This is a genomic window from Sphingopyxis sp. (assembly GCF_019459305.1).
GTDB lineage: Bacteria > Pseudomonadota > Alphaproteobacteria > Sphingomonadales > Sphingomonadaceae > Sphingopyxis.
Genome location: NZ_JAIBES010000143.1, coordinates 20,001 through 36,743, shown reverse-complemented (window position 1 = coordinate 36,743; position 16,743 = coordinate 20,001). Strand labels below are relative to the sequence as shown.

14 protein-coding genes and 1 rRNA gene are annotated in these 16,743 nt (G+C 64.1%); 5 read left to right on the top strand and 10 right to left on the bottom strand.

Features of this window, described 5'->3' with window-relative positions:
• Nucleotides 1–539, bottom strand: a 16S ribosomal RNA gene (locus K0M74_RS17830); the annotation flags it as partial.
• Nucleotides 540–1,021: 482 nt separating this feature from the next.
• Between K0M74_RS17830 and K0M74_RS17825 the strand changes: the two genes are divergently transcribed.
• Nucleotides 1,022–2,554, top strand: a complete 1,533-nt coding sequence (locus K0M74_RS17825; protein ID WP_293975567.1) for a lipopolysaccharide biosynthesis protein — start codon at nucleotides 1,022–1,024, stop codon at nucleotides 2,552–2,554.
• Here the strand turns inward: K0M74_RS17825 and K0M74_RS17820 are convergent.
• Complete coding sequence (locus K0M74_RS17820; RefSeq protein ID WP_293975565.1) at nucleotides 2,539–2,964, bottom strand: CBS domain-containing protein; 426 nt, start codon at nucleotides 2,962–2,964, stop codon at nucleotides 2,539–2,541. The genes K0M74_RS17825 and K0M74_RS17820 overlap by 16 nt on opposite strands.
• A 125-nt stretch (nucleotides 2,965–3,089) precedes the next feature.
• Between K0M74_RS17820 and K0M74_RS17815 the strand changes: the two genes are divergently transcribed.
• Complete coding sequence (locus K0M74_RS17815) at nucleotides 3,090–3,398, top strand: hypothetical protein (protein WP_293975563.1); 309 nt, start codon at nucleotides 3,090–3,092, stop codon at nucleotides 3,396–3,398.
• A complete protein-coding gene (locus K0M74_RS17810) occupies nucleotides 3,388–3,780 on the top strand; it encodes an acyl-CoA thioesterase (RefSeq protein WP_293975561.1) in 393 nt (130 codons plus the stop codon). Before K0M74_RS17815 ends, K0M74_RS17810 begins: the two co-directional genes overlap by 11 nt.
• A 19-nt stretch (nucleotides 3,781–3,799) precedes the next feature.
• Here K0M74_RS17810 and K0M74_RS17805 read toward each other — a convergent pair whose 3' ends face one another.
• From K0M74_RS17805 to hisS, 6 genes are all read right to left on the bottom strand, one after another.
• Nucleotides 3,800–5,380 carry a hypothetical protein gene (locus K0M74_RS17805; RefSeq protein ID WP_293975559.1) on the bottom strand — a complete coding sequence of 527 codons (1,581 nt, stop codon included), beginning with the start codon at nucleotides 5,378–5,380 and terminating at the stop codon, nucleotides 3,800–3,802.
• A 10-nt stretch (nucleotides 5,381–5,390) separates the two neighbouring features.
• Complete coding sequence (locus K0M74_RS17800; RefSeq protein ID WP_293975574.1) at nucleotides 5,391–6,701, bottom strand: DUF4139 domain-containing protein; 1,311 nt, start codon at nucleotides 6,699–6,701, stop codon at nucleotides 5,391–5,393.
• Nucleotides 6,702–6,859: 158 nt separating this feature from the next.
• Nucleotides 6,860–7,783: a DUF4167 domain-containing protein gene (locus K0M74_RS17795; protein WP_293975557.1), complete on the bottom strand. Its 924-nt coding sequence runs from the start codon at nucleotides 7,781–7,783 to the stop codon at nucleotides 6,860–6,862.
• Between the two features lie 256 nt (nucleotides 7,784–8,039).
• Nucleotides 8,040–8,873, bottom strand: a complete 834-nt coding sequence (gene prmC, locus K0M74_RS17790) for a peptide chain release factor N(5)-glutamine methyltransferase (RefSeq protein ID WP_293975555.1) — start codon at nucleotides 8,871–8,873, stop codon at nucleotides 8,040–8,042.
• Between the two features lie 153 nt (nucleotides 8,874–9,026).
• Nucleotides 9,027–10,094 carry a peptide chain release factor 1 gene (gene prfA / locus K0M74_RS17785; RefSeq protein ID WP_293975553.1) on the bottom strand — a complete coding sequence of 356 codons (1,068 nt, stop codon included), beginning with the start codon at nucleotides 10,092–10,094 and terminating at the stop codon, nucleotides 9,027–9,029.
• Nucleotides 10,094–11,341 (bottom strand): histidine--tRNA ligase, encoded by a 1,248-nt coding sequence (hisS, locus tag K0M74_RS17780; RefSeq protein ID WP_293975551.1) that lies wholly within the window; start codon nucleotides 11,339–11,341, stop codon nucleotides 10,094–10,096. The genes prfA and hisS overlap by 1 nt, the downstream gene beginning before the upstream one ends.
• Before the next feature lie 109 nt (nucleotides 11,342–11,450).
• On the opposite strand from hisS, the gene K0M74_RS17775 reads away from it, so the two are divergent.
• Together K0M74_RS17775 and ppa are read left to right on the top strand one after the other, a co-directional pair.
• Entirely contained in the window at nucleotides 11,451–13,376 is a 1,926-nt protein-coding gene (locus K0M74_RS17775) for a peptidase M61 (protein WP_293975549.1), read from the top strand.
• A gap of 213 nt (nucleotides 13,377–13,589) precedes the next feature.
• Nucleotides 13,590–14,126, top strand: coding sequence for an inorganic diphosphatase (gene ppa, locus K0M74_RS17770; protein WP_088440191.1), 537 nt, complete (start codon nucleotides 13,590–13,592; stop codon nucleotides 14,124–14,126).
• Here the strand turns inward: ppa and K0M74_RS17765 are convergent.
• Both K0M74_RS17765 and metC read right to left on the bottom strand, forming a co-directional pair.
• Nucleotides 14,120–15,487, bottom strand: coding sequence for a mechanosensitive ion channel domain-containing protein (locus tag K0M74_RS17765; RefSeq protein WP_293975546.1), 1,368 nt, complete (start codon nucleotides 15,485–15,487; stop codon nucleotides 14,120–14,122). The genes ppa and K0M74_RS17765 overlap by 7 nt on opposite strands.
• Nucleotides 15,484–16,686: a cystathionine beta-lyase gene (metC, locus tag K0M74_RS17760; RefSeq protein ID WP_293975544.1), complete on the bottom strand. Its 1,203-nt coding sequence runs from the start codon at nucleotides 16,684–16,686 to the stop codon at nucleotides 15,484–15,486. Before metC ends, K0M74_RS17765 begins: the two co-directional genes overlap by 4 nt.
• Between the last annotated feature and the right edge of the window lie 57 nt (nucleotides 16,687–16,743).

Below are 16,743 nucleotides of genomic sequence, written 5' to 3'. Positions count from 1 at the left end.
TTAAAAAACCGCCTACGCGCGCTTTACGCCCAGTAATTCCGAACAACGCTAGCTCCCTCCGTATTACCGCGGCTGCTGGCTCGGAGTTAGCCGGAGCTTATTCTCCCGGTACTGTCATTATCATCCCGGGTAAAAGAGCTTTACAACCCTAAGGCCTTCATCACTCACGCGGCATTGCTGGATCAGGCTTTCGCCCATTGTCCAATATTCCCCACTGCTGCCTCCCGTAGGAGTCTGGGCCGTGTCTCAGTCCCAGTGTGGCTGATCATCCTCTCAGACCAGCTAAAGATCGTAGCCTTGGTAGGCCTTTACCCCACCAACTAGCTAATCTTACGCGGGCTCATCCTTGGGCGATAAATCTTTGGTCCGAAGACATTATACGGTATTAGCACAAATTTCTCTGAGTTATTCCGTACCCAAGGGCAGATTCCCACGCGTTACGCACCCGTGCGCCACTAACTCCGAAGAGTTCGTTCGACTTGCATGTGTTAGGCATGCCGCCAGCGTTCGTTCTGAGCCAGGATCAAACTCTCAAGTTTGATGTTCGAATTTGCCAAGGTGGAATTCCCTCGCAAACCCGCTCATTTTAAGGAGCCTGGCCTACACAAATTTGGAACGGTCCCGACATCAACCTGTAACGAATTACAGGCAAACGAAGAGCCGCTCCCACGTAATGGAAACGTGTTAGACATGTAGGTCAGGCTTGGCTTTTTATCCTGAGTTACTGACACCCTAAAGCTGCCAGACCCAGGGCCGCCGCCCACATGTCCCTTCATCGACAATCACAATTTCAAAGAGCCACCGACAAGAAATGGCGGACAGTTGTCGTTCCCCGCTATTGCTATCGGGGGACATCTGTCCGTATCTGTTGGCGACCGGCTGGAGCGTGGCGTTTGCCGCCGCGCCCCGTCCGGTGAACAGGCCTCTAAGCCCGTCATCGATTCGCGTCAACAACCTTTTTGCAATTTTGTTTCAAAGGTGGTTCGACCCGCCGGGATGCCCCCGGTGCCAGAAGGACCAAATGGTGAGCGAAAGCGCGGATTTCAAGGGTTCGGAGATGGGCGGGGAAAGCGCGGCGGCGTTCGGAAACCGGGTTCGCAGCGCGGTCATCTGGCGGTCAGGCAGCCAGATTCTGGCGCAGATCATCACCTGGGGTTCGACCCTGATGGTGATTCGCCTGCTCGATCCAGCCGATTACGGGCTGTTTGCGATGACGCAGGTCGTCATTTCCTTTCTCGCCTTCCTCAACGGCTGGGGATTCGCGAGCGCGCTGGTCCAGTCTGATTCGATTGATCCGTTCCGAATCAGGCAGGCCTTCGGCCTGCTGCTGGTGCTCAACGCCTTGCTGGCCGCTATCCAGTATTTTGGCGCGCCGATCGCCGCGGCCTATTATGGGCAGCCGATCGTTGCCGACCTGCTCCAGGTTCAGGCGCTGTTGTTCCTTGCCACGCCGTTCATCGCGCTGCCCGAAGTCATGATGAGTCGCGCGCTGGATTTCCGGCGGCAGGCCTTCGTCAATCTGTTCGCGGCGCTGGCGGGGGCGAGTACGGCGCTGGCCTGCGCGCTCGCAGGCTATGGGGTGTGGACGCTCGTCTATGCGCCGATTGCCTTGTTCTGGACGCGCGCGATCGGGCTGACGGTCGTCGCGCGACTGCTGGTATGGCCCAGTTTCGATTTCAGGGGCTGCGGCCAGATCATCGGGTTCGGGTCGGCGGTGCTGTTCAGCCAGCTGTTCTGGCTGGTGCAGAGCCAGTCCGACATCTTCATTGCCGGGGCGCGATTCGAACCACATGCACTGGGCCTTTATGCCGAGGCGCTGTTCCTGGCGCAGATTTTCATGGCGAAATTTGTGCCGCCACTGAACGAGGTCGCGTTTCCGGCTTATGCGCGAATCAAACATGACAGGGCAGCCGTGCGCTGGTCGTTCCTCAAGACGGTGCGCCTGGTGATGCTCGTCGCGGCGCCCTTCTACTGCGGACTCGCAGTGACCGCCTCGCCGATGGTCGAGACGGTGTTCGGAACAAAATGGCTGGGCATGGTGCCTTATATCCAGATCATCGCACTCGCGTTGATGCTGATGACGGTGCAGATATTGTTTGCGCCGCTGACCAACGCGCTCGGCAAACCGTCGGTGTCGATGTTCAGCGCGCTGAGCGGCGCCATCATGTTTCCGGCCGCCTTTCTGATCGGCGCTGAATGGGGTTTGATCGGCATGGCCTGGGCGTGGCTTATTGCCGCACCGCTGCTGCTGCTCGTTACCGCATTGCTGTCGGCGCCGCTGATCGGGGTGACCTTAAGGGATGTCGGCCGCGCAATGCTGCCGGGGCTTGCGCCCGCGCTGGTCATGGCGGTCGGGGTCGGCCTTGCCGCGGAGGCGACTGCGCCAATCGGGCTGGCCGCACCGGTTCAGCTCGTCGCGCTCGTCGCGCTGGGCGGCATGCTTTACGGCGGCCTGCTCTGGTTGCTCGAACGCGAAGCGATCGCCGAAGTGCTGCGGCTCGTTCGCCGCCGCCAACCGCCAGCCGTCGATGCGGCGACTCAGGACGCGATATAGTCGCGCATTGCCGCGGCTTCAGCCTCGATCCGGTCGATGCGATATTTGACCAGGTCGCCGATCGACACAAAACCGACGAGTCGCCCGCCGTCCACGACGGGCAGGTGGCGAATACGGCGCTGGGTCATTTGCGACAATGCCGCCATCACTGCGGTCGACGGATCGCAGGTGACGGGCGATTTGGTCATCACCTCGTCGAGCTGGCGGTCGAGCGCCTCGGGACCATAGGACGACATCAGCCGGACAAGGTCGCGTTCGGAAAAAATGCCGACGATCGCGTCGCCCTCCATCACTGGGACCGCGCCGATACGGTGCTGGGCGAGCAGGTCAAGCACCGCGCGCACCGTGTCTTCCTTGCGCGCCGATATTACCGGGCCTGTGCGCCCGTGAAGGATCGCTCCGATCGTCATGCCTTGCCGCTCCCCATGTCGATTCTTTGGAGTGCAAGCCTATCATGATTCGCGGCAAAGCCGAAACATCTGGCCGCATTCCATTCGCGCTTGGCCTTGGTCCCGGCTTGGTTCATGGAAGCGCCATGGTCAAACCCTCCCCGCTCGACAAAGACTCCACCGCGAAAATCGCGTGGGCGCGCTATCGCCGCCTGATGTGCGGCATGGTGCTGGTGTCGCTGCTCGCCGTCGTCGGCGCGCTCGGCTGGCTGCGTTTCAGCATGGGCGAGGCGCTGACCATCCATATGATTATCGCGACCGCTGCCGGGGTCGGCCTGTCGGTCATGCTCGGCGCCGCACTGATGGGGCTGGTGTTCCTGTCGAGCGGCAGTGGGCATGACGAGGCGATCGAAGACCCGTTCGAAAGCGATCCAGACATGAACCATGACCGATAGTGCTCCCTCCAAAGCCTGGCGCGACCCGATTCTGCGTGTCGTTCCCGCTCCCGCCGATATCAATAGCAATGGCCATATCTTTGGCGGCTGGGTCTTGAGCCAGATGGACATCGCCGGCGGCATCGTCGCTGCGCGCATCGCGCAAGGCCCAACCGCGACGGTAGCGATCGAGGCGATGGAGTTTATCGCGCCGATCCTGCTGCGCGACATCATCTCGGTCTATGCGCATCTCGAACGCCGCGGACGCACGTCGATGGGCATCCGCATCGAAGTGATCGCGACGCGCGGGCGCGGACAGGAAGAGGTCAAGGTCACCGGCGGGCTGTTTACCTTTGTCGCGCTCGACGAAAATCACCGGCCGCGGGCATTGCCGCCGGCGTGACCCGGGTGGGGGCGGCGAATCAGCCGTCTTTCAGTTTCTGGCGAAAGCTTTGCGTCACGCTGTCGTTGGCAGGCACGCGCACGCGCCACACCCAGGTGCTGCCGCGCCGCTCCCAACCCTCGGGCGGCGGGTCGATAGCGAACGGGATCAATATCTCGACCTCGGCGTCGAACGGCCGCGCGTTGGTCAGGGTGACCTGCCAAATTTGATAAGCACTCTTGGCATCGCGTTCCTGGACTACGGCGCGAAACTGCACCGCCGGGCTTTGGCCGATGTCGTAATCGACCCGCTCGTCCTTTGCCTTGTCGCCGATCGCCGCCTCGCCGACGAGCAAGCGCTGGCCGCCAACGCTCTCGAACACCGCCGCAGTCCCGGCGGGCAGCGCGAGCCCCAGCCCGTCGGCTTCGCGGTTCTGAACACGCAGGCGCATCATCAGCGGTTGCGGCTGGTTGTTCTGGTACAGGGTCACCGCATAAAGCTGCTCGACCGCGACTTTGTCCTCGGAGAGCAAGGCGACCTGTTTTTGACCCTTCGCCGACACATCGACGCGGAAGGGGACGCGGTAGAATTTGAGATCGCCCAGATCCTCAGCTGGTGGCGGTGGCGGTGGCGGTGCAGGAGCGGCGACCGGGGCGTACATCAACATCTCGCGCCGATCGATACGACTGGCAGTAACCATCACCTCCTCGGCGGCGTCCATTCCAAACTCTTGCTCGAACGCGATGATCGGCGGCAATTCCCACATCGGATGGGTGCTAGTGATGTCCATCGGCCAGCATTTCAGCATCAGCCGTCCCGGGGTGCTGCGCGGCAATGGCGGGCTGTACAACTTGTTCAGCCGCCCAGCGATCACGTTGAGCTGCGCACCGGGGAAGCTGGTGACGCCGCCATTGGCGACGGTGATCCAACCGGTCAGCCCCAGCGTCTTGCCGTCCGATCCGCGGTCGGCGACATAATTGGCCGCCCAGTCGAAGCCTTCGGCGAGATAGAGCAGCTGTACGGTCACCGTGCCGGCGGTCCGGCTTTCGACCAACACCGACAGCGTCGGCTTGGTCGACAAATCCTTCGGCACACGCGAATAGAGCATGCGTTCGGGAAGCCCCGAACAGGCAAGCGCCTCAAAGCCGCCTGCGGCATTTTGCAGGATCACGCCACCGTTCGGACCGGCCTGGATCACCGCCTCCTGCTCGACGACCCTGCCAGTGGCGCGGTTGGTGCGGCGCAAAGTGACGCTGCGTTTCAAATATGCGTCGACCAGCCCCGCGGGCGACAGCAGCCGCGCGTCGCGATTTTTTTCGATCACCCCATCGGGCAGACCGCTGACCACCGCGGTTTCGGGCAGCAGCCCTTCCGCGACGCCCTCGAATCGCAGCACCGATATCCCGGCGGGCAAGGTAACCGTTCGCGTTTCGGTGATGAAGGCGAAACCCTGCGGCCAGTTCGGGTTGATCGCGCCGCGACCGCGGTTCGGGGCACGATAGACGGTGACCGCCGCGTCATCGATTTTTGCCGACACGATGATCGCCGGTTCGGCCTGCGCAATCGCCAACCCCGGCGCCAGCAGCGCCGCGATCCATGCCAGCAGGAGCGCACCCCGCATCGTGCGCGCCTTAGTAGCGCGTATCGAATGTGACGGTGACGTCGGTCTTGCCATTGGCGGGTACGGGCACCTGCCATTCGACGCGGTCGGCGGAGATGCGTTCGCCCTTCAGGCTTTCGTCGGTGATCCGCACGTCGCCATAGAGCCCGTCCTGCGCGAGCAGCACCGTCACCGGCGCCGGACGCGCATTGGTGACCGTATATTTCATCTTGGTCACCCAGCGCGAATCGCCCTTGCGGGTGCGCGACACAACGGTCGGCTGCACCTTGACATCGAAGGCGTCGCCGGTGCGCAGCGACATCGCCGATCCCATCGGGGTGTGCCCAATATTGTTTTCGCCGATGAACTGCGGGTCGCCGCGCGCGTCGCGCATGTAGACGCGGATCGTCCCCGCGGGCAGTTGGTCGCCCAGCCCGCCCTGGCGCGAGGTCGAAAAGCGCAGCACGCTCGCGGTACTCGCCGCTTCGGTGCTGCTCCCCAGCCACCGGTTGACATATTCATAGGTCGATTGCGCGGGCGCACCCTTCACATCGAGAAAGCTCACCTGTTTCTGCTGCGCGTTGGCGATCGTCGTCCGTGCAGCGAGCGGATAGAGATAATAGTCGCCGAGCCGTTCGCGGTCGTTGCTTTCGGTCCCGGCGCTGTTCATCGCGCCCGTCATCTGGCGAAACCCCCCGCCCCCGCCCGGATTGCCCGCAACGAGCAAGGTCCGCGCACTGGCAAAGGTGGTTCCGGTGCTGTTGGTCAGCGTCACCCAGCCCTGAATGTCCATCGCGCCCTTCGCCGCGTCGAACAGCGCAACATAGTCGGCGGTCCAGCCCAGATTGGGGGTAAGGTACGACAGCCGCGTCGGGATCGTCCCGGCATTGACCGCATCGACCGTTACCGACAGCGTCGGGCGGGCGCGCAAATTGGGCGGCAGGCGGTCGAACACCGCGCGCACAGGCAGGCCGTCGTCGCGCAGCACCTCGATCCGTTCGCCGATCTGGAGCACGATGCCGCCATTTGCCGCGAGCACCTTGGCGCGCTCGGTGCGCTCGGCGCCGGTCGCGGGGTTGGTGCGGACCAGCGTGATCGACTGGCCGACCGCCTTGTCCATCAATTTGTCGGGAGTGAGCAGGTCGAAATCGAAATTTTGTTCGACAATGGCGATACCCGGACCCGACAGCGTCACCGTTTCGGGGCGGATGCGCGCCGACACGTCGGGAAATTCGATGCGATTGCGCCCTGCGGCAACGCTGAGCTGGCGCTCGTCCTGCACCAGCGACTGACCGTTGTTATAGATGGTGACCGCGACATCGCCCTGCGCATTGCCCGGCATGCCGTCCTGCGCCGCCACAGGTACGCCGGCCAACGCACCAGCGACGACAATCGCCCCGCAAGTCCTTGCCAAAGCGCGCATAAAAAAGCCTCCCCGCAGATCGTTCCGCGGGGAGGCTATGTCATGCGCCGGTCAATGACCAGCGCGAAGATGTACCTTCACTCGGCGGCTTCCACGCCGGGGCTGCGCGTCGCCAGCGTGCGGCGGGTGCGGCGCGGCTTGGCGGCGGGCGCTTCGGCGCCGCCGTCGGTCTCAGCGTCGGCTTCGACGCTGCGCTCGGGGCGACCGATGGCCGGGGGCAGCACCGCGGTGTCGATGCCGGCGTTGCCGCCATCGTCGTTGCTGTCGGCCTCAGCCGCGCGCGGGCGCGGGCTGCGACGTTTGGTGCGCGGCGCGGGCGCTTCCTCGGCAACGGTTTCGACGCTGCTGGCTCCGGCGTCGTCGCCGTCGCTGCTCCGAACGTCATTGCGTCCCTCGTCGCGATCGCGGCGCGGGCGGTCCTGCGACTGGCGGTTGCCGCGATTATCGTCATCGCGATCGCTGCGCGTGTCGCGGTTGCCGCGCGCTTCGCGCTGGCTGCGCTCGGGACGGTCGCTGCGGTCGGCGCGGTCGTTGCGTTCATTGCGTTCATTGCGTTCGCCGCGATCATTCCGCTCGCCGCGGTCGCTCTCGCCATTGTCGTCGCGATCGGTGTCCATATCCAGATCGCTGTCGTCATGGCCGTCGAAATCTTCGACGCCGCGAATTTCACGCTGGCGGTCCTGCCCGCGATCCTGGCCGTTCTGCGCGTTCTTTTCTTCCTGACGGAGGCGAAAATCGCTCACGACGCGGAAATAATGATCGGCGAACTGGAGGTAATATTCGGTTTGGACCCGGTCCCCGGCCAGCTGCGCATCGCGCGCCAGGTTGCGGTATTTCTCGATCATCTGGGCACCGTTGCCGCGGGCGCGGCTGTCGATGCGATTGGCCTGATCTACCCCACCGCGGCCACCCGATTGCGGGCGGTTATTGTTGTTGCTGTTGTTATTGTTGCGGCCGCGACGGCGACCGCTTTGGCGGTTGTTCATGTTCAACTGAGACATCCTGTCGAAAAGCTAAATAAGCTAAGCCAACCCCTTTTGGCCGATCGCGCTGTTTACGCGTCGTGCCCGCGCGCCTTGCGCGGTTCTTGCCCTTTACCGCTCGTCTGGACCGAAGCCCGGTACGAACATCGTAAGTGGGAAGCAGATCCGCCGGACCAGTGTCGATGCGATGCATCGCCAAAGGTACCCCAGCCGGGTCTGTAACTTGCCCCTAACCCGCTTTGCGGCGAAAACCAAGCAATATTTGCGCGGGTGGTCAGGCGCGGGTCAGCAAAAGCGCCCGGTCGCGGCCAGCCAGATCCTGGCGGCAGGCGACGGTGAATCCTGCGGTTTCAGCAAGATCGCTGACCAAGCTGTGCTGCGTCGCGCCGATTTCAAGGATCGCGGCGCCCCCGGGGGCCAGCAGGCGCGGCAGATCGGGGATGATGCGGCGGAAATCGTCGAGCCCGTCGGCACCGGCGAACAACGCGCCCGCGGGCTCATGGTCGGCGACATCGGGCATCAACGGCTCGTCGGCGCCGATATAGGGCGGGTTGCACAGGATGAGGTCGAACGGGCCGTCGATACCTTCACCCCAGTCGCCCGACTGGAAGATGGTGCGACCCGCCATCCCGAGGTCCGCGGCATTGTCGCGCGCATAGGCCAGCGCCTGTTCGGACATATCGACACCCAGCCCCGTCGCCGCCGGAAACTCGCTGAGCACCGCGAGCAGCAAGGTGCCCGGCCCGGTGCCGAGATCGAGCACCCGCGGCGGCCAGTCCGCGCCCCGCTCACGCGCCAAGTCGAGGCACGCCTCGACCAGCGTTTCACTGTCGGGACGGGGGATCAGCACCCCCGGCCCGACCGCGATCCGCAGCGTCCAGAAATCGCGATAGCCAACGATATAGGCGATCGGCTCGTGCGCCATGCGACGGGCGATCAGATGGGCGTATAGTTCAGGCACGTCAAACCGCGCCGGATCGAGCAACACATCCTGCCGCTCGACCCCCAGCGCATGCGCCATCAGCAGTTCGGCATCGAGCCGCGGCGTATCGCTGATCCCGATGAGCAGATTGGCAGCGGTGCGGATATTGTCGGCGACCTCGCTCATGTCCAGTCAACCGCGCCCAATTCCATTCGTGCCGAGCGAAGTCGAGACACCCCGCCACAGCGCTATTCCGATGGGCATCTCGACTTCGCTCGATGCAAACGAGTTGGGGGAAGCAACGCCCACCCCTAACCCCTCCCGCTTGCGGGAGGGGGACTAGTCACCCAACCCCGCCAGCCGCTGCGCCTGATCTTCGGCGATCAGCGCGTCGATCAGCTCGTCCATCGCGCCTTCGATGATTTCGGGCAGGCGGTGGAGGGTCAGGTTGATGCGGTGGTCGGTGACCCGCCCCTGCGGGAAATTATAGGTGCGGATGCGTTCGGAGCGGTCGCCCGACCCGACCATGGACTTGCGCGCCGACGCTTCGGCGTCGTGGATCTTCGCGCGCTCAAGATCATAGAGCCGCGCGCGCAGCACCTGCATCGCCTTGGCGCGGTTCTTGTGCTGGCTGCGCTGGTCCTGCTGGATGACGACAAGGCCGCTGGGAATATGGGTGATGCGGATCGCGCTGTCGGTGGTGTTGACGTGCTGGCCGCCCGCGCCGGACGCGCGGTAGATGTCGATCTTGAGGTCGCTGTCGTTGATCGCGACGTCGACCTCCTCGGCCTCGGGCAGCACCGCGACGGTCGCAGCGCTGGTGTGGATGCGACCCTGGCTTTCGGTGGCGGGGACGCGCTGGACGCGGTGGACGCCGCTTTCGAATTTGAGCTTCGCAAAAACGCCCTGGCCTGTCACCGAGGCGACGACTTCTTTGTAGCCGCCCATTTCGGCCTCGTTGGCGGAGATGATTTCGACCCTCCACCCCTGCCCGTCGGCAAAACGGCTGTACATGCGCAGCAGGTCACCGGCGAACAGCGCCGCCTCGTCGCCCCCGGTCCCGGCGCGGATTTCGAGCATCGCCGCGCGCGCGTCAGCGACATCCTTGGGCAGCAGCTGGAGCGCAAGGTCATGCTCGGCAGCAGGGAGTGCCGTTTCGACCGCCGCGATTTCCTCTGCCGCCATCGCCTTCATCTCGGGGTCGGCCAGCATTTCGGTGAGCGACGTCAATTCGCCGCGCAGCCGCACCACTTCGCGCGCCGCGGTGGCGACGGGTTCGAGCTCGGCAAACTCCTTCGACGCCGCAACGAAGTCCGCGGGCGCCATGTCGCCGGTCGCCATGCGCGCTTGAAGGGCGGCGTGGCGTTCGATGATGGCGTCGATCTGGCGTTCGGAAACTTGGGTCATCAGAGTGCGCGAATAGTCTGGTCGGCCACAATCGTCAGCTCGCTGTCGCCACGCATATTGGTGTACGAGACGCCATCGCGCGTACCGATTGCAATCAGCGCGCGAGCGGGAATCTTTGCCGCTTTGTCGAAACGCTTGCGCGGCGAGCCGCTCGCGACGATTTCACTCGCAAAGCCACGATTGCGCAATGCCGCTAGCGTCTTCATCGCTAGTTTCAGCTGGCCATCGTCTTCAACGGCAATCACGAAGTCTAGCCGGCAATCGATGACGTCGTCGGCAACCAACATCGCCAACCGCTCGATCCCCGCCGCCCAGCCGACCGCGGCCGTCGGCGGCCCGCCAAGCGCCTCGATCAGCCCGTCGTAGCGGCCGCCGCCGAGCACAGTGCCCTGCGCGCCCAGCCGATCGGTGACGAATTCGAACGCCGTGTGCCGATAATAGTCGAGCCCGCGCACCAACCGCGCGTTGCGTTCCCACGCGACGTCCGCGGCGTCCAAGCCCGACGTAACTGCACCGAAGAAATCCTGCGCTTCGGCAGTCAGAAACGCATCAATGTCGGGCGCGCTATCAGCGATCGGGCGGTCTTGGGGATCTTTGCTGTCCAGAATGCGGAGCGGATTCTTGTCAAGCCGCGCGAGGCTGTCTTCGGACAGTTCGCCGCGGTGCGCTTCGAAATGCTCGACCAGCGCCGCGCGCCAAGCATCGCGGCTCGCCGCATCGCCGAGCGTGTTGAGCGTCAGCGTCACGCCTTCGGCGATCCCCAATTCCTTGAGTAGCTGGTCGGCGAACACCAGCAGTTCTGCATCGGCGAGCGGGCTGTCGCTGCCCAGCACTTCGGCGTCGAGCTGGTGAAACTGGCGATAGCGCCCCTTTTGCGGGCGCTCATAGCGGAACAGCGGGCCGTGCGTGGCAACCTTCAGCGGCGCGAATTGCTGCCAGCCGTTGGTGATGTAGGCGCGCGCGATGCCCGCGGTGAATTCGGGGCGCAAGGTGATCGATTCGCCGCCGCGGTCGTCGAACGAATACATTTCCTTCGACACCACGTCGGTCGTCTCACCCAGCGAGCGCGCGAACACCGCGGTCGGCTCGATCACTGGCACCTCGATACGCTTGTAGCCGTAGAGGCGGCGCACCCGTTCGAAGGTATCGACGACATGCGCGAAACGGTCGGCGAAATCGCCCAGCATATCCTGCGTGCCGCGCACGGCCTGCGGGGTGGGGATTTTGGCGGATTTGTCCTTGCTCATGGGCGCGGCGTCTAATCGATTTTCGCGGAGGCGCAAAGTCCAACAAACCCCTCCCCTTCAGGAGGGGCTAAGTCTGGACCTCACGCCCATTTCCCGGCACAATCCCGCAATGAAAAAACAACTGCTCGCCGCTGTCGGCCTGATCGCAATCATCCCCGCCGCTTTTGCCCAAAACGGCAACAGCCGCCCGCAGCCGGTCGTGCAGCCACTGACCATCCCGCTGCCCGCCGACAAACCCTATCCAGGCACCATGCAGCTGAAAGTCGATGCCACCGACGTTGCGCGCGGTATCTTTCATGTCCGTCAGACAATCCCGGTCGCCAAGCTCGGCAAGCTGACCCTGCTCTATCCCGAATGGCTGCCCGGCAAGCACGCCCCGCGCGGCGCGATCGCCGAAATGGCGGGGTTCAAACCCACCGCGGGCGGCAAGCCGCTGAACTGGACGCGCCAGCCGACCGACGTTCATGCGTTCGACATCGAGGTTCCCGCCGGGGTCAAAAGCATCGACGTCGCGTTCGATTTCCTGTCGCCGACCCGCACCAGCGAGGGCCGCGTCGTCGTCACCCCGGCGATGATGAACCTGCAATGGGAACAGGTCAGCCTCTATCCCGCAGGCTATTTCACGCGGCAGATCCCGGTTCAGCTGGAAGTGACGCTGCCCGACGGGTGGACCGGCGTCGCGGCGCTCGACGGGCTGAAGGTCGCGGGCAATCGCTACAGCTATGCGCCGACCAATTATGAGGTGCTGGTCGACAGCCCGATGTTCGCGGGCCGCCATTTCCGCAAGTGGGATCTGGGGCAGAATGTCACGCTGAACGTCGTTGCTGACGAAGCCAAATACCTCGACGCCCGCCCCGACCACGTCGCGCGCCACGCGGCGCTGGTGTCGGAAACGGTGGCGCTGTTCGGATCGCGCCCGTTCGACCGCTATGAATTCCTGCTCGCGCTGACCGACGAGCTGGGCGGGATCGGGCTGGAGCATCATCGCAGCAGCGAAAACAGCCGCAATCGCGACTATTTCACGGCATGGGACGAGAATGACCATGAACGCGGGCTGCTGCCGCACGAGTTGGTGCATAGCTGGAACGGCAAATATCGCCGCCCCGACAAATTATGGACCCCCGACTACCGCACCCCGATGCAGGGCAATCTGCTGTGGGTTTACGAAGGCCAGACCAGCTATTGGGACCTGGTGCTCGCCGGCCGGTCGGGGATGCAGTCGAAAGAGATGATCCTGGCCGAATGGGCGACCCATGCGGGCTTTTATAGCGTGCAGCCGGGGCGTGAATGGCGATCGGTCGAGGATACGACGCTGGACCCGGTCATCGGCGCGCGCAAACCCAAGCCCTTTGCCAGCTGGTCGCGCGGCGAGGATTATTACAATGAGGGATCGCTGACTTGGCTCGAGGCCGACCTGCTGATCCGCCAGGCGACAAACGACGCCAAAAGCCTAGACGATTTCGCGCGCGCTTTTTTCGGCGGGCGTGAGGGGGATTGGGGGCAGGACAGCTATAATTTCGACGATGTCGTCGCTGCGCTGAATGCGGTACATCCCAATGACTGGGCGCGTTTCCTGCGCGACCGGTTACTGACGCCGGGGCAAGGCGCGCCGGTTCGTGGCATCGAGCGCGCAGGATACCAGCTGGTGTGGCGCGATGCGCCCAACGTCTTCGACCGCGACCGCATGGCGCAGGCAAAAAATTACGACCTGACCCACTCGCTCGGAATGACGATTAACAAGGACGGTGACGCGAGCGCGGTCCTGTGGGACGGTCCGGCGTTCAAGGCAGACATCGTCAACGGCACCAAGATCGTCGCCGTTGACGGCATGAGTTACAGTAAAGACCGGCTGGAGACCGCGATCCGCGCCGCGACCGACGGCAAGACCCCGGTGCGGCTGCTCGTCGAGCGCGGCGGGCGTTATCGTCAGATCGACCTGGCCTATCACGGCGGGCTGCGCTGGCCGCATGTCGAAAAGGTCGGCAGCGGTCCGGACTGGTTCGACCGGCTGTTCGCGCCGAAACGGGCGCTGTAAATCCTCCCTGTCGCGAAGCGATGGGGGGGGCTGCGCCCATAGGGCGTTGGTGGAGGGGCCGCGGCGTCGCGCCATAGCCCCTCCGCCAGCGGTTGCGCTGCTACCTCCCCATGACCTGCGGTCACAGGGAGAGACTCCCTTCACCCTCGACTTTTCGCGCTTTCCGGCGCTAAGGGGCGCCCGACTCATAAAACAAAAGGACGCCACTCTCCCATGCGCATCGACCTGATCCCCGCCGGCGACAGCCCACCCGATAGCCTGAACGTCCTGATCGAAGTGCCGATCGGCGGCGAGCCGGTGAAATATGAATTCGACAAGGCGTCGGGTGCCCTGTTCGTCGATCGCTTCCTCCACACCCCGATGCGCTATCCCGCCAATTACGGATTTGTACCGCACACGCTGGGCGAAGACGGCGATCCGCTCGACGCGCTCGTGGTCGCCCGCTCGCCGATCGTCGCTGGCGCCGTCGTGAAGTGCCGTCCGATCGGCGTGCTGCTCATGGAAGACGACGCTGGCGGCGACGAGAAACTGCTCTGCGTCCCGGTCAACAAGACTTTCCCCTACTATGCCGATGTCGCAAGCTACACCGATATGCCGCCGATCGTTCTGCAACAGATCGAGCATTTCTTCACCCACTACAAAGACCTTGAACCCGGCAAATGGGCGAAGCTCAACGGCTGGGGCGACGTTGACGAAGCCAAGCGCATCATCGTCGAATGCGTCGAACGCGCCAAGCAGGCCGGTTACTGAGGATCGTCGCCCCCGCGACGGCGGGGGCCGCGGGCCGCCTTTCGCGGCTCAGTTGCTGACTTGGGTTTGGAGGCAGCCACCGGCTTGGTCGCCGCTTCGGGCCGGTCGCGGACATGAAGGTCGCGCTGCGGGAACGGGATTTCGATCCCGGCCTCCTGAAATTTGTCCCAGATGCTCAAGAACACGCCGCCCTTGATATTGCCGACCCCGCCCTCGGGGTCGGTAATCCAGAAGCGCAGTTCATGGTCGACGCTGCTGTCGCCAAAACCCGTGATCCAGCAGACGGGCGCCGGTTCTTCGAGCACACGCTTCGATTCCTTCGCGGCCTCGATCATCAGACGCTGCGCGAGGCGGAGGTCGGTGTCATAGGCGACCCCGACTTCGATCTTCACGCGCACTGCGCGGCTGGAATAGCTCCAGTTTTCGACCTCCTGTGTCATCAGATTCTCGTTGGGGATCAGATGTTCCTTGCCCTCGCGCGTGATCACCGACACGGCGCGCACCCCGATCTTGTTGACCCAACCGAAACTGTCGCCAACGACAATCACGTCGCCCGGTTTGATTGACCGGTCCATCAGCAGGATGATGCCGGCGATCAGATTGCCGACGGTTTTCTGGAGCCCGAAGCCGATCGCCAGTCCCAGCGCGCCCGAGAACACCGCGAAAGCGGTGAGGTCGATGCCAAGCATGTCGATGCCGACGAAAAACGCCGCGACGATGATCACCACGCCTGAAATCTTTTCGATCAGCAGCCGCTGCGTCGGATCGAATTTGTCGCTGCCCTTTATCATCCGGCGCAGCACGCGGTTGGCGACGCGGACGATCGTAAACAGGATGACGACGGTCAGCAGGATATTGATCGCCGACAGCAAGGAGAAATGGCGCGCGCCGACCGAGAAGCCGACGCTGTCCAGGCGTTCCTGCAGCATTTCAAGCCCGCCGACCGCGCGCGACAGCATCACGACGAGCGCGACAAAGGCACCCGCGAGCGCGATCCCGTCGCCCAGCCCGACCCCGACCAGAATGTTGCGGATCAGCACCGCAATGCTGATCGCGAGCACAATATCGAGCAGCAGCAGCGCAAATGGATCCCATGGCCACGCAGCGATGACGATGCCGACAAACAACAGCGCGGCCAGCCAGCCAACCATCGCCGCGGCGCGTGCGGTCAGCGGCCCGGGCGCGCCAAATTCCTGCCCGTGCAGCCAGTCAGCGAGCCGCGTGCCGAGGCGCCGCTTGACCAACCAGCCGATGCCGAGCGCCAGTGCGCCGAGCGCGGCGGCGATCGCGAGTTCGGCCAGCCGCGCGTCGGCGAGCGAAGGAAAGCCCATCCGGGCGGCAAGTTCGTCGATGCTCATCATGGCGCGGTCATTGCGCCGAGGCCCTTTTCGAGATCGGCGATCAAGTCGACGGGATCTTCGAGCCCGATCGACAGGCGGACGAGCGGGTCGGGATCGGTGCGCGGCGTCGCAGTGCGGATGGGGTTGCTGGGTACGACCAGGCTTTCATAACCGCCCCAGCTGAACCCGATGCCGAACAGCGACAGTGCGTCGATGAAGCGCGTGCGCACGGCGGCGGCGGCTCCGCTCAGGGTAAAGCCGAACAGCCCGCTTGTTCCGCCAAAGTCGCGCGACCAGATCGCATGGCCGGGGTCGCCCTCGAGCCCCGGATGGAGAACACGCCCGACTTCCGGCCGCGCTGCGAGCCAGTTGGCGACTGCCATCCCGTTTTCGCCGTGCCGCTGCATGCGAACATCAAGCGTCCTGAGCCCGCGCAGCATCAGCGCGCAATCGTCGGGCGATACCGCCTGCCCCAGCTGATACGCCGCGCTGCGCAGCCGCGGCCACACCGCTTTCGTCGCGGTCAGCGACCCCATCATCGCGTCGCTGTGGCCGCCGACATATTTGGTGAGGCTCATCATCGTCACATCGACGCCGTGCGCCAGCGCGGGGAACAACAGCGGTGTCGCCCAAGTGTTGTCGAGCATCGTCAGCACGCCGCGGTCGCGCGCGACCCGGGTGATTGCGGGAATATCCTGCACCTCGAAGGTCAGGCTGCCCGGCGATTCGAGGAAGATCAACTTGGTTTGCGGGGTGATAAGGTCGGCGATGGTCGCCCCGATCAGCGGATCATAATAGGTCGTCGTCACGCCATAGCGCGCAAGCAAACCATCGCAAAAGGCGCGCGTAGGTTCATAAGTACTGTCGACCATCAGCAGATGATCGCCGGGCGCGAGCAGCGCGAGCAGCCCCGCCGAATTGGCCGCAACCCCCGACGGATAAAGCAACGTCCCCGCCGCCCCCGCTTCCATGCCGGTCAGCGCATCGGCGAGCGCCCACACCGTCGGGGTACCGCGGCGACCGTAATAGAGCTTGTTGTGCGTTGCGTGTCCACGCGCCTCGAGGTCGGCGATATTGTCGTAAAGGATCGTCGAGGCGCGCCACACCGGCGGATTGACGACGCTGCCGCCCAGCCGCGGGTCGCCGGTCCACTCGGGCCGCCGCCCACCTTGCACCAGCTTGGTGGCAGGGCCGAGGTTTTCGTCGTCGCTTTTGCTCATCGACCCTTGTTAGCGGAGCAGGGAGCAAAATCCAGTGGCTCGGAACTACACCCGCGC

Excerpts from the sequence above, each read along its gene's own strand:
- K0M74_RS17805 (WP_293975559.1), bottom strand. The coding sequence starts at position 5,380 with ATGCGGGGTGCGCTCCTGCTGGCATGGATCGCGGCGCTGCTGGCGCCG.
- K0M74_RS17765 (WP_293975546.1), bottom strand. The coding sequence starts at position 15,487 with ATGATGAGCATCGACGAACTTGCCGCCCGGATGGGCTTTCCTTCGCTC.
- metC (WP_293975544.1), bottom strand. The coding sequence starts at position 16,686 with ATGAGCAAAAGCGACGACGAAAACCTCGGCCCTGCCACCAAGCTGGTG.
- prfA (WP_293975553.1), bottom strand. The coding sequence starts at position 10,094 with ATGACCCAAGTTTCCGAACGCCAGATCGACGCCATCATCGAACGCCAC.
- K0M74_RS17800 (WP_293975574.1), bottom strand. The coding sequence starts at position 6,701 with ATGCCGGGCAATGCGCAGGGCGATGTCGCGGTCACCATCTATAACAAC.
- K0M74_RS17795 (WP_293975557.1), bottom strand. The coding sequence starts at position 7,783 with ATGTCTCAGTTGAACATGAACAACCGCCAAAGCGGTCGCCGTCGCGGC.
- ppa (WP_088440191.1), top strand. The coding sequence starts at position 13,590 with ATGCGCATCGACCTGATCCCCGCCGGCGACAGCCCACCCGATAGCCTG.
- K0M74_RS17775 (WP_293975549.1), top strand. The coding sequence starts at position 11,451 with ATGAAAAAACAACTGCTCGCCGCTGTCGGCCTGATCGCAATCATCCCC.
- prmC (WP_293975555.1), bottom strand. The coding sequence starts at position 8,873 with ATGAGCGAGGTCGCCGACAATATCCGCACCGCTGCCAATCTGCTCATC.
- K0M74_RS17810 (WP_293975561.1), top strand. The coding sequence starts at position 3,388 with ATGACCGATAGTGCTCCCTCCAAAGCCTGGCGCGACCCGATTCTGCGT.
- K0M74_RS17815 (WP_293975563.1), top strand. The coding sequence starts at position 3,090 with ATGGTCAAACCCTCCCCGCTCGACAAAGACTCCACCGCGAAAATCGCG.
- K0M74_RS17825 (WP_293975567.1), top strand. The coding sequence starts at position 1,022 with ATGGTGAGCGAAAGCGCGGATTTCAAGGGTTCGGAGATGGGCGGGGAA.
- K0M74_RS17820 (WP_293975565.1), bottom strand. The coding sequence starts at position 2,964 with ATGACGATCGGAGCGATCCTTCACGGGCGCACAGGCCCGGTAATATCG.
- hisS (WP_293975551.1), bottom strand. The coding sequence starts at position 11,341 with ATGAGCAAGGACAAATCCGCCAAAATCCCCACCCCGCAGGCCGTGCGC.